Annotated in this window: 9 protein-coding genes; 8 read left to right on the top strand and 1 reads right to left on the bottom strand. The window is 74.0% G+C overall.

Going from position 1 to position 11,778, the window contains the following annotated elements; genetic code table 11:
- Positions 1-304 precede the first annotated feature (304 nt).
- Positions 305-3,172, top strand: coding sequence for an FAD-binding and (Fe-S)-binding domain-containing protein (locus ACZ8ZB_RS14955; RefSeq protein ID WP_470738219.1), 2,868 nt, complete (start codon positions 305-307; stop codon positions 3,170-3,172).
- A gap of 128 nt (positions 3,173-3,300) precedes the next feature.
- On the opposite strand, the gene ACZ8ZB_RS14950 is transcribed toward ACZ8ZB_RS14955, so the two are convergent.
- The gene (locus ACZ8ZB_RS14950; protein ID WP_470738218.1) at positions 3,301-3,753 is read right to left on the bottom strand and encodes an NUDIX hydrolase; all 453 of its coding nucleotides are present in this window, start codon (positions 3,751-3,753) and stop codon (positions 3,301-3,303) included.
- A 225-nt stretch (positions 3,754-3,978) separates the two neighbouring features.
- On the opposite strand from ACZ8ZB_RS14950, the gene ACZ8ZB_RS14945 reads away from it, so the two are divergent.
- From ACZ8ZB_RS14945 to ACZ8ZB_RS14915, 7 genes are all read left to right on the top strand, one after another.
- On the top strand, positions 3,979-4,935 hold the full coding sequence (locus tag ACZ8ZB_RS14945; protein ID WP_470738217.1) for an EamA family transporter: 957 nt from the start codon (positions 3,979-3,981) through the stop codon (positions 4,933-4,935).
- A gap of 112 nt (positions 4,936-5,047) precedes the next feature.
- Positions 5,048-5,410 (top strand): DUF6247 family protein, encoded by a 363-nt coding sequence (locus tag ACZ8ZB_RS14940; RefSeq protein ID WP_470738216.1) that lies wholly within the window; start codon positions 5,048-5,050, stop codon positions 5,408-5,410.
- Positions 5,407-5,667 carry a hypothetical protein gene (locus ACZ8ZB_RS14935; RefSeq protein WP_470738215.1) on the top strand — a complete coding sequence of 87 codons (261 nt, stop codon included), beginning with the start codon at positions 5,407-5,409 and terminating at the stop codon, positions 5,665-5,667. Before ACZ8ZB_RS14940 ends, ACZ8ZB_RS14935 begins: the two co-directional genes overlap by 4 nt.
- Positions 5,668-5,806: 139 nt before the next feature.
- The gene (locus ACZ8ZB_RS14930; protein WP_470738214.1) at positions 5,807-6,601 is read left to right on the top strand and encodes a TIGR03084 family metal-binding protein; all 795 of its coding nucleotides are present in this window, start codon (positions 5,807-5,809) and stop codon (positions 6,599-6,601) included.
- A complete protein-coding gene (locus ACZ8ZB_RS14925) occupies positions 6,598-8,280 on the top strand; it encodes an acyclic terpene utilization AtuA family protein (protein WP_470738213.1) in 1,683 nt (560 codons plus the stop codon). Before ACZ8ZB_RS14930 ends, ACZ8ZB_RS14925 begins: the two co-directional genes overlap by 4 nt.
- Complete coding sequence (locus tag ACZ8ZB_RS14920) at positions 8,277-9,875, top strand: acyl-CoA carboxylase subunit beta (RefSeq protein ID WP_470738212.1); 1,599 nt, start codon at positions 8,277-8,279, stop codon at positions 9,873-9,875. The genes ACZ8ZB_RS14925 and ACZ8ZB_RS14920 overlap by 4 nt, the downstream gene beginning before the upstream one ends.
- Before the next feature lie 7 nt (positions 9,876-9,882).
- Positions 9,883-11,766: an acetyl/propionyl/methylcrotonyl-CoA carboxylase subunit alpha gene (locus ACZ8ZB_RS14915; protein WP_470738211.1), complete on the top strand. Its 1,884-nt coding sequence runs from the start codon at positions 9,883-9,885 to the stop codon at positions 11,764-11,766.
- Positions 11,767-11,778 lie beyond the last annotated feature (12 nt).

Raw genomic sequence — 11,778 nt, 5'->3', positions numbered from 1 at the left:
AGGGTCCTCGGTCAGTCCTCGGTCGGGTCCTCGGTCGGTCCGCGGGCGTACACCGTCGTGTCTGCGCGGTCCTCGGGCGGTTTCACGGGAGTGCCGGACCCGGTTTCGGGGTCGCTTTCGAACGAGTCCGACAACTGCGCGCAACTCGCGGTCACTATATGAGAGTTCGTGTTCGACTTGGGAAGATTCCGCTTCCGTTTTCGTCGGTCACCCCATCCTGGGCGCCTGTCGGGCGCCTCCGCGGCGCCGTGGGGCGCGGGGCGCCGTCGCCCGTGCCCGGCCTCGGCGGAGGCATCCTGAGGGCATGACGGATCACCGGGAACTGTCGGCCGGGCTGCGGGCGGCCGTGCGCGGCGAGGTCGACTTCACCGCGACCGCACGGGCGCTGACCACGATGGACGCCTCCAACTACCGCCGGGTACCGCTCGGCGTGGTGGCTCCGCGGGACGCCGACGACGTGGCGGCGGCGCTGTCGGTCTGCCGGATGCACGGCGTCCCCGTGGTGCCGCGCGGCGGCGGCACCTCGATCGCGGGGCAGGCGACCGGCACCGGGGTGGTGCTCGACTTCACCCGCCACATGAACCGTCTGCTGTCCCTCGACCCGGAGGCCCGCACGGCCGTCGTCCAGCCGGGTCTCGTCCTCGACCGCCTCCAGGAGGCCGCCGCCCCGCACGGCCTGCGCTTCGGCCCGGACCCCTCCACCCACAGCCGCTGCACCCTCGGCGGCATGATCGGCAACAACTCCTGCGGCTCCCACTCGGTGGCCTGGGGCACGACGGCCGACAGCGTGCGCGAACTGGCGGTCGTCACCTCGCGCGGGGAGCGCCTGCGCCCCGGCCGGGACGGGGCCGGGGCCCCGGCGGGGCTGCGGGAGCTGGTGGACGGCGAACTGGCCCGTCTGCGCACCGGCTTCCCCGACCTCCCCCGCCGCATCTCCGGCTACGCGGTGGACGCCCTGCTGCCCGAGAGGGGCGTGGACGTCGCCCGCTCCCTCTGCGGTTCGGAGGGCACACTGGGCGTGCTGACGGAGGCGGTCGTGGACCTCGTACGGGCGCCGCGCGCGCGGGCGCTCGCCGTGCTGGCGTACGCGGACGAGAGCGGGGCCGCGGAGGCGGCGGCGGGGCTGCTGGAGCACGGTCCGCTGACCGTGGAGGGCATGGCGGCGGACCTCGTGCCGTTCGGCGCGGGCCTCCCGCGCGGGGGCGCCTGGCTCTTCGTGGAGACCGGCGGGGACACGGCGGCGGAGGCGCGCGCGGGTGCGGAGCGCATCGTCCGCGCGGCCGACGTCCTGGACTCCCTGGTGGTCACCGACCCGGCCCGGCAGCGCGCGCTGTGGCGGATCCGGGAGGACGCGAGCGGCACGGCGACCAGGATGCCGGACGGCACGGAGGCCTGGCCCGGCTGGGAGGACTGCGCGGTGCCGCCCGCCCGGCTCGGCGCGTACCTGCGCGACTTCCGGGCCCTCATGGCGGACCACGGCCTGCGCGGCGCCCCGTACGGGCACTTCGGGGACGGCTGCATCCACGTCCGCATCGACTTCGACCTGCTGACCGGACCGGGCGTCGCCCGCTTCCGTCGTTTCTCGGAGGAGCTGGCCGGCCTGGTCGTGTCCCACGGCGGCTCGCTCTCCGGCGAACACGGGGACGGCCAGGCACGCGCCGAACTGCTCCCGCGCATGTACGGCGACGAGACGGTCGCCCTCTTCGCACGCGTGAAGGCCCTCTGGGACCCGGACGACCTCCTCAACCCGGGCATGCTGGTCCGCCCGGCCCCCCTGGACGCGAACCTCCGCTTCTCCGTCCTCCCGCGCGAACCGGTCGACGTCGCCTTCGGCTACCCGGCCGACGGCGGCGACTTCTCGGCGGCGGTGCGCCGCTGCGTGGGCGTCGCCAAGTGCCGTACGACGTCCGTGCCGGGGCCGGCGGTGATGTGCCCGTCGTTCCGCGCGACGGGCGAGGAACGGCACTCCACGCGCGGGCGCGCACGCCTGCTGCACGAGATGCTCGCGGGCGAGCTGGTGACCGACGGCTGGCGCTCCACGGAGGTACGGGACGCCCTCGACCTGTGCCTGTCCTGCAAGGGCTGCCGCTCGGACTGCCCGGTCGGGGTCGACATGGCCACGTACAAGGCGGAGTTCCTGCACCACCACTACGCGGGCCGCCGCCGCCCCGCCGCGCACTACGCGACGGGGTGGCTGCCGGTGTGGCTGGGCTGGGTCGCGCGGACGCGGACCGCGGGGGCGGTGAACGCCCTGGCCTCGGCGGGTCCGCTCGCGCGGACGGCGAAGCGGCTGGGCGGGATCGCGGGCGAGCGGGAGATCCCCCGGGTGGCGGGGGAGACGTTCACGCGGTGGTGGCGAGGGCGGGGAGCGTCCTCGGGGGAGGGCAGGCCGGTGGTCCTCTGGCCGGACACCTTCACCGAACACCTCTCGCCGTCGGTGGGCCGGGCGGCCGTACGGGTGCTGGAGGCGGCGGGCCTGCGGGTGGCGCTGCCCCCGACGCTGCGGATGGCCGGCCGCCCGGTGGGCGACGCCCGCAGCCGCTCCGCCCTGTCCCTGCTGACGGCCCGCAGGGCCCGGGTCTGCTGCGGCCTCACCTACATCTCCACGGGCCAGCTCGACCGCGCCCGCGCGGTGCTGCGTCGCACACTGGACCTGCTGGAACCCGTCCTGGCCACCGACGCCCCGCTGGTGGTCCTGGAACCGAGCTGCGCGGCCGCTCTGCGCACCGACGCCCCGGAGCTGCTGCACGACGACCCCCGCGCGGAGCGGCTCGCGGCACGGGTCCTGACCTTCGCGGAAACCCTGGAGCGGCACGCCCCGGACTGGACCCCACCGGCCCTGAACCGCCCGGTCACCGGCCAGACCCACTGCCACCAGCACGCGGTGCTGGGCGAGGAGCCCGACCGCCGACTGCGCGCGGCGGCGGGCCTCACCGGCGAACTCTCCGGCGGCTGCTGCGGTCTGGCGGGCAACTTCGGTTTCGAGAAGGGCCACTACGAGGTCTCCAGGGCCTGCGCGGAGGACCGGCTCCTGCCGTCGGTCCGCAAGGCACCGGAGGAGGCGGTCGTCCTGGCCGACGGCTTCTCCTGCCGTACGCAACTGGAGCAGCTGGCGGGCGTGCGGGGGCGGCACCTGGCGGAGGTGCTGGCGGCTGCTCTGGAAGACACGTGAGCAGTCGCCGCCCTTCTGTCCTCGACGCGCTCAGCCGAGCTGCTGCGGCCCGCGTCCTCGGCTCCCTGCCACCCGCAGCGCCTGGGTGAGGCACTCGGCGGGACGGCGGGGCTCACCCGCCGGTGCGCTCAGGGCGCCGTCTCGCCCCGGACCAGGGGGTGGCACACCGGCTGGACGCCCTTGGGGAGGTCGTCCGGGCGGCACCAGCGGGCCTCCAGGACCTCGAAGGGGTCCAGGCGCAGTTCGCCGCCGAGCAGGCGGGCCTCGTAGGCCACCTCCATGCGGGTGCGCAGGCCGCTGTTCAGCATGACCAGGCGGCCCACCTCCACGTCGAGGTTCGTCTCCTCCTTGACCTCGCGCACCACCGTCGCCCGGAAGTCCTCGCCCTTGCGGGCGAAGCCGCTCGGCAGGCCCCACTGGCGGCCCTCGGGCCACATCCGGTGGCGGAGCATCAGCACCCGCCCCTCGTCGTCGCGCACCACGCCGGTCACGCCCACCACGTACTTGGTGTGCAGCAACCACATGATGCGGCTCTGCACGGGGCGCAGGAGCCGCCAGAGACGGGCAATGAGTCGTCGCACGGGACCTCGGACGGTGTGGGAGCGGACGCGGGTGATCTCCGGTGGGAACGGTACCCGCTGGGTCCACGGGGTGAACGGAGTTGACCTGGGCGGGGCGGGGGCCGCATGGTCAGGCATGTAAGTGCTTCACGGTGCTGACTCCGTTCAATACCCTGGACTGGGCAGTTCATCAGGATGCACACTCGGTACAGGCAAGTGTCCACTCCGACGTCCCTGGAAGGCCCCGTGACCGTCCCCAGCGCCGCCACCCCGTCCGCCACCACAGGGACGGGGCCGCACGGCCGTGCGCCCACACCGGCCGGCGCCCCGCGCGGACGGGGTTCCCTCGGGCCGGTCGGGCTGGTCCTCGCCGGTGGGATCTCCGTGCAGTTCGGCGGGGCGCTGGCCGTGACGCTGATGCCGCGGGCCGGTGCGCTCGGGGTCGTGACGCTGCGGCTGCTGGTGGCGGCGCTCGTGCTGATGGTGCTGTGCCGGCCCAAGCTGCGCGGGCACTCGCGCGCCGACTGGGGCACGGTGATCGTCTTCGGCGTCGCCATGGCCGCGATGAACGGCCTCTTCTACCAGTCCGTCGCGCGCATCCCGCTGGGCCCCGCGGTCACGCTGGAGGTGCTCGGCCCGCTCGCCCTGTCCGTCCTGGCCTCACGGCGCGCGGTCAACCTCGTGTGGGCGGGGCTGGCCCTGGCCGGCGTCTTCCTCCTCGGCGGCGGAGGCTTCAGCAGTCTCGACCCGCTGGGTGTGGTCTTCGCACTGGGCGCCGGCGCCATGTGGGCGGCGTACATCGTCTTCAGCGCGCGTACGGGGCGCCGCTTCCCGCAGGCGGACGGTCTCGCCCTCGCGATGGCCGTGGCGGCGGTCCTCTTCCTGCCGCTGGGCGTCGTCGAGTCCGGTACGAAGCTCCTCGACCCGGCGGTCCTCGGCCTGGGCGCGGCGGTCGCGGTGCTGTCCTCCGTCCTCCCGTACACCCTCGAACTCCTCGCCCTGCGCCGCCTGCCCTCCTCCACCTTCGCCATCCTGATGAGCCTGGAACCGGCTCTCGCGGCCACCGCGGGGTTCCTGATCCTCGACCAGGCCCTCTCCACCGCCGAGGCCGCCGCCATCGCCCTGGTCATCGCGGCGAGCATGGGGGCGGTGCGGACGCAGGTGGGGCGGGGGAGGGTGAAGGGAGCGGAGACTGTCTCCTGACGATCGCCGGGCACGGCGAGGCGCGTCAGGACTAGAGTCGCTCTCGTCTCTCGAAACAACCGGCCTTGCCGCGTGACCGGCACGTCCCCGGAGGCACGAAGGGAACAGCGCCATGAGCGTGCAGCACAGTGAGACCGCCGGTGATCGCCCGTTGATCCCTCGCCCCGAGCGAACACCGGGTGCCCTGCGGGCCGCCTGCACGGTCGTCGCCCCCGGCCTTCTGGCGGCGTACGACCAGGCAAAGGACCAAGCGCTCGCGGAGGCCGTGGAGCACGGTTCGCTCAAGCCGGTACACGCTTACCTCAGCCACTGGGCCGCTCTGATCGAGATCGAGCGTCACCCGGCCATGGCTCAGGCCTACCACCGCGCCGAGTACCTCGCCCGGATCGCCACTACGGCGGACGAGGCACGCACACATCTGGCAACGGCGAGTTCCCTGTACCGCGACGCCGCCAAGGCGGTGCACGCGGAGTGACCTGGCGTTGGGAATACGTCCCCGACGAGGAGACCGTCGCGGACGGAGCTCCGCCGGATTTCCTCGCCGAGGTGAAGAAGGCGGCTGACGAACTGGTCAGAGCGGCGGAAGCGCTCCACCTCCACGGGCCCGCGTACCAGGGAATGGACGAAGGGGCGAAGCACGCCTTTGTCTCCGGCGGATTTTTCGTTTACGTGGTCACGCCACGTTCAGAGCTCGTCACCATCTGGCAGGTCACGCCCGATCCTCTCGCCTGACGGCTCGGCGGGAGGGTCGGTCGGTACGCGGTCGGCCGGAAAATTAATGCAAGCATGCTTGCTTGTTTATGGCCCCGCTGCCATGCTCCACGCAACCGCGCCGCACACCGCCGTGTCCGTGTCCCGAGGGGAGCGCCTCGTGTCCGATCCGACGCCCGTGATCGACGATCTGCGTGAGGAGAGTGACGACCTCGACCGGCTGGTGGCCGGACTCGGCACCGGGCAGTGGGCACTTCCGACGCCCGCCGCCGGCTGGACCGTCGCCCATCAGATCGCCCACCTCGCCTGGACCGACCGCTCCGCGCTGCTCGCCGTCACCGACCCGGACGGGTTCCGGGCGCTGGTGGAGAAGGCCCTCGCCGCCCCGCACACCTTCGTGGACGAGGGCGCCGATGAGTACGCCCGGTCCGCGCCCGCCGAGCTGCTCGCGCGGTGGCGGGAGGGGCGCGCGGCGCTGGAGAAGGCGCTGCGGGAGGCGCCGGCCAGGGCGCGGTTCCCCTGGTACGGGCCGCCCATGTCCGCCGCCTCCATGGCCACCGCCCGTCTCATGGAGACCTGGGCGCACGGACAGGACGTGGCGGACGCGATCGGTGTGGTGCGGCCCCCCGGCGACCGGCTCCGGCATGTGGCGTGGCTCGGGGTGCGGACCCGGGACTTCGCCTACGGCGCGCACGGGCTCACCCCGCCCGCCGAGCCCTTCCGCGTCGAGCTCGTCGGACCGGGGGGCGGGCTGTGGGCGTACGGTCCCGAGGACGCCCCCCAGCGCGTCACCGGACCCGCGCTCGACTTCTGCCTCCTGGTCACCCAGCGCGCCCACCGCGCGGACCTCGCCCTCACCGCCGACGGCCCCGACGCCGACCGCTGGCTGGACATCGCCCAGGCCTTCGCCGGGCCCCCCGGCGGCGGCCGCCCGCCGAAGGCGGGCACCCGGTGACCCTGCGCATCGGCAACTTCTCCGGCTTCTACGGCGACCGCGCGGACGCCCTGCGCGAGATGCTCACCGGCGGCGAGGTCGACGTCCTCACCGGCGACTACCTCGCCGAGCTGACCATGCTCATCCTCGCCCGCGACCGGCTGAAGGACCCCTCCGCCGGGTACGCGCGCACCTTCCTGCGGCAACTGGAGGAGACCCTCGGGCTCGCCCACGAGCGGGGCGTCAGGATCGTCACCAACGCCGGCGGGCTGAGCCCCGCCGGGCTCGCCGACGCCGTACGCGCCCTCGCCGGCCGGCTCGGCATCCCCGTACGGGTCGCCCACGTCGAGGGCGACGACCTCACCGCGCGGTACCCCGGGGGCCTCGCCGCCCACGCCTACCTCGGCGGGTTCGGGATCGCGGAGTGCCTCCGCGCGGGCGCCGACGTGGTCGTCACCGGGCGGGTCACCGACGCGGCCCTCGTCACCGGGCCCGCAGCCGCCCACTTCGGCTGGGCGCCGACGGAGTACGACCGGCTCGCGGGGGCCGTCGTCGCCGGGCACGTGCTGGAGTGCGGGACGCAGGCGACCGGCGGGAACTACGCCTTCTTCGGCGAGCACCGCCCCGGTGACCTCCGGCGGCCCGGATTCCCGCTCGCCGAGATTTACGCCGACGGCTCCGGCGTCATCACCAAGCACCCCGGCACCGGCGGCTTCGTCGACGTGGGGACCGTCACCGCGCAGCTGCTCTACGAGACGGGCGGCGCCCGGTACGCCGGGCCGGACGTCACCGCGCGGCTCGACACCGTACGGCTGCGGCAGGACGGGCCCGACCGGGTGCGCGTCGAAGGCGTCCGGGGGGAGGCCCCGCCGCCCACGCTCAAGGTCGGGCGCAACCGGCTCGGCGGCTTCCGCAACGAGGTCGTGTTCGTGCTCACCGGGCTCGACATCGAGGCCAAGGCCGCCCTGGTGAAGGAGCAGATGGGCGACGCGCTCGCCAAGTCGCCGCCCGCCGAGGTGCGCTGGGAGCTGGTGCGCACCGACCGGGCCGACGCCGGCACCGAGGAGACCGCGAGCGCGCTGCTGCGGCTCGTCGTACGGGACCCCGCGCAGGAGGCGGTCGGACGGGTGCTGAGCGGGGCCGCCATCGAGCTGGCGCTGGCCAGCTACCCCGGATTCCATGTGATGGCACCACCGGGCAAGGGCTCCCCCTATGGCGTCTTCGAGGATGTGTACGTCCCCCAGGGTGACGTCGACCATGTGGCCGTCCTCCACGACGGGCGCCGCATCGCCGTGGACGCACCTCACGACACCGCCGTACTCGCCGGCGTACCGGAGCCCGCGCTCCCCGAGCCGCTGCCCGCGGGACCCACCACGAGAGCCCCCCTCGGCCTCCTCGCCGGCGCCCGCAGCGGCGACAAGGGCGGGAACGCCAACGTCGGCGTCTGGGTCCGCTCCGACGACGCCTGGCGGTGGCTCGCGCACGAGCTGACCGTCGAGCGGTTCCGGGAGATGGTCCCGGAGGCCCGTGACCTGCCGGTCACCCGGCACGTCCTGCCCCGCCTGCGCGCCCTGAACTTCCTCGTCGAGGGCATCCTCGGCGAGGGCGTCGCCGCGCAGGCCCGCTTCGATCCGCAGGCCAAGGCGCTCGGCGAATGGCTGCGCTCCCGGCACCTCGACATCCCGGAGGTCCTCCTGTGACGGTCCTCGAATCCGCCCTGGACCCGGCCGACCCGGAGTACCGGGCGCACCGCGACGCCATGCTGGCCAAGCTGGCCGAACTCGACGCCGAGCACGCCAATGCCCTCGCGGGCGGCGGCGACAAGTACGTCGAACGGCACCGGAAGCGCGGCAAGCTGCTCGCCCGCGAGCGCATCGAGCTGCTCCTCGACCCCGACACGCCCTTCCTGGAGCTCTCCCCGCTGGCCGCGTGGGGGAGCGAATACACCGTCGGCGCCTCGCTCGTCACCGGCATCGGCGTCGTCGAGGGCGTGGAGTGCCTGATCACCGCCAACGACCCGACCGTGCGCGGCGGCGCGAGCAACCCCTGGAGCCTGAAGAAGGCCCTGCGCGCCAACGACATCGCGCTCGCCAACCGGCTCCCCTGCATCAGCCTCGTCGAGTCCGGCGGCGCCGACCTGCCCTCCCAGAAGGAGATCTTCATCCCGGGCGGCGCGATCTTCCGGGACCTGACCCGGCTCTCGGCGGCCGGAATCCCCACCGTCGCCGTCGTCTTCGGCAACTCCACCGCCGGGGGCGCGTACGTCCCCGGCATGTCCGACCACGTGATCATGGTCAAGGAGCGGGCGAAGGTGTTCCTCGGCGGCCCGCCGCTGGTGAGGATGGCGACCGGCGAGGAGAGCGACGACGAGTCCCTGGGCGGCGCCGAGATGCACGCGCGCGTCTCCGGCCTCGCCGACCACTTCGCCGTCGACGAACCGGACGCGCTCCGCCAGGCCCGCCGGGTCGTCGCCCGCCTCAACCACCGCAAGGCGTACGGCGACCCGGGACCGGCCGCACCGCCCAAGTACGACGAGGAGGAACTCCTCGGCATCGTCCCCGGCGATCTGAGGATCCCCTTCGACCCGCGCGAGGTCATCGCGCGGATCGTCGACTCCTCCGACTTCGACGAGTTCAAACCGCTCTACGGGGCCAGCCTCACCACCGGCTGGGCGACTCTCCACGGCTACCCCGTCGGCATCCTCGCCAACGCCCGGGGGGTCCTCTTCAGCGAGGAGTCCCGGAAGGCCGCCCAGTTCATCCAGCTCGCCAACCAGCGCGACATCCCCCTGCTGTTCCTGCACAACACCACCGGCTACATGGTCGGCAAGGAGTACGAGCAGGGCGGCATCATCAAGCACGGCGCGATGATGATCAACGCGGTGAGCAACTCCCGCGTCCCCCACCTGTCCGTCCTCATGGGCGCCTCCTACGGCGCCGGGCACTACGGCATGTGCGGCCGCGCCTACGACCCCCGCTTCCTCTTCTCCTGGCCCAGCGCCAAGTCCGCCGTCATGGGCCCGCAGCAGCTCGCCGGCGTGCTGTCGATCGTCGCCCGCCAGTCGGCGGCGGCGAAGGGACGGCCGTACGACGACGAGGCGGACGCGGCGCTGCGCGCCATGGTGGAGCAGCAGATCGAGTCCGAGTCGCTGCCCGTGTTCCTGTCCGGGCGGCTCCACGACGACGGCGTCATCGACCCGCGCGACACCCGCACCGTCCTCGGCCTGTGCCTGTCGGCCGTCCACACCGCGCCCTACGAGGGCGCGCGCGGTGGCTTCGGCGTCTTCCGGATGTGAGGGACCGATGATCACTTCCCTGCTGATCGCGAACCGGGGCGAGATCGCCTGCCGCATCGCCCGTACCTGCACCGAGTTGGGAATCCGAACGGTCGCCGTGCACTCGGACGCCGACGAGAACGCCCGCCACGCGCGCGTGGCCGACACGACGGTACGGCTGCCGGGGTCGGCGCCCGCCGACACCTATCTGCGCGGCGACCTGATCGTGAAGGCCGCCCTCGCGGCCGGCGCGGACGCCGTGCACCCCGGCTACGGCTTCCTCTCCGAGAACGCCGGCTTCGCGCGGGCCGTGCGGGACGCCGGTCTGGTGTGGATCGGGCCGCCCCCGGAGGCGATCGAGGCGATGTCGTCCAAGACGCGCGCCAAGGAGCTGATGGGCGTCGAGCCCCTGCGGAACGTCACCGAGGCCGATCTGCCCGTGCTGGTGAAGGCGGCGGCGGGCGGCGGCGGACGCGGGATGCGCGTCGTACGGCGCCTCGCGGACCTGGACGGCGAACTGGCCGCCGCCCGCGCGGAGGCCGCGAGCGCCTTCGGCGACGGCGAGGTGTTCGTCGAGCCGTACGTGCAGGGCGGCCGGCACGTCGAGGTGCAGGTGCTCGCCGACACCCACGGCACCGTGTGGGCGCTGGGCACCCGCGACTGCTCCCTCCAGCGCCGCCACCAGAAGGTGATCGAGGAGGCCCCGGCACCCGGTCTCACCGGCCCGCTCACCGAGGAGCTCCACGCCCTCGCCGTACGCGCCGCGCGTGCCGTCTCCTACGTCGGCGCCGGGACCGTCGAGTTCCTCGTCGCCGACGGCCGGGCGCACTTCCTGGAGATGAACACCCGCCTCCAGGTGGAACACCCGGTGACGGAGGCCGTGTTCGGTCTCGACCTCGTCGCCGAGCAGATCCGCGTCGCCGAGGGCCACGCCCTCGCGGACGACCCGCCGCGCGCGCGGGGCCACGCCGTCGAGGCCCGCCTCTACGCCGAGGACCCGTCCCGGGAGTGGGCCCCGCAGACCGGCCGTCTGCACCGCCTCGCCGTCCCCGGCGCCGTGCGCCTGGACACCGGCTACACGGACGGCGACGCCGTCGGCGTCCACTACGACCCCCTGCTCGCCAAGGTCGTCGCCCACGCCCCCACCCGCGCGGAGGCGGTCCGCAGACTGGCCTCCGCCCTCGACCGCGCGGTGATCCACGGCCCCGTCACCAACCGGGACCTCCTCGTCCGCTCCCTGCGGCACGAGGAGTTCACGGAAGCCCGGATGGACACCGGCTTCTACGAGCGCCACCTTCCCGGCCTCACCGAACCGGCCCCCGACCCGCACGCCCCGCTCGCCGCGGCCCTCGCCGACGCCCACGGCCGCTCCCGCTTCGGCGGCTGGCGCAACGTGCCCTCACAGCCGCAGGTCAAGCGGTACGCGATGGCGGGCGAGGAGCACGAGGTCCGCTACCGGCACACGCGCGAGGGCCTGGCGGCCGACGGTGTGCGGGTCGTGCACGCCGACGCCGGTCTCGTGATCCTCGACGTGGACGGCGTACGACGCCGCTACGAGGTCAGCCGCTACGGCGACCAGGTGTACGCGGGCGCCACCGCCCTCACCGCCCTGCCCCGCTTCCCCGACCCCACCGTCCAGCACGCCCCCGGCTCCCTCCTGGCCCCCATGCCGGGCACGGTCGTCCGCGTCGCCGAGGGCCTCACCGAGGGCACACCCGTGGAGGCCGGACAGCCCCTCCTCTGGCTGGAGGCGATGAAGATGCAGCACAGGATCACCGCCCCGGTCACCGGAACGCTGACCACCCTCCGCGCCGTGACGGGCCGGCAGGTGGAGCCCGGCACCCTCCTGGCGGTCGTGGACGCGACTCCCCTCAGGGGCACGACCGACCACGACGGCCCCGCACCCTCCTGACGCCCGAAGACC

The organism is Streptomyces sp. 12E, from assembly GCF_055633275.1.
The sequence above is the reverse complement of the archived record's forward strand: the minus strand, read 5'-3'. Positions and strand labels throughout refer to the sequence as shown.

Excerpts from the sequence above, each read along its gene's own strand:
- ACZ8ZB_RS14940 (WP_470738216.1), top strand. The coding sequence starts at position 5,048 with ATGAGCGTGCAGCACAGTGAGACCGCCGGTGATCGCCCGTTGATCCCT.
- ACZ8ZB_RS14955 (WP_470738219.1), top strand. The coding sequence starts at position 305 with ATGACGGATCACCGGGAACTGTCGGCCGGGCTGCGGGCGGCCGTGCGC.
- ACZ8ZB_RS14915 (WP_470738211.1), top strand. The coding sequence starts at position 9,883 with ATGATCACTTCCCTGCTGATCGCGAACCGGGGCGAGATCGCCTGCCGC.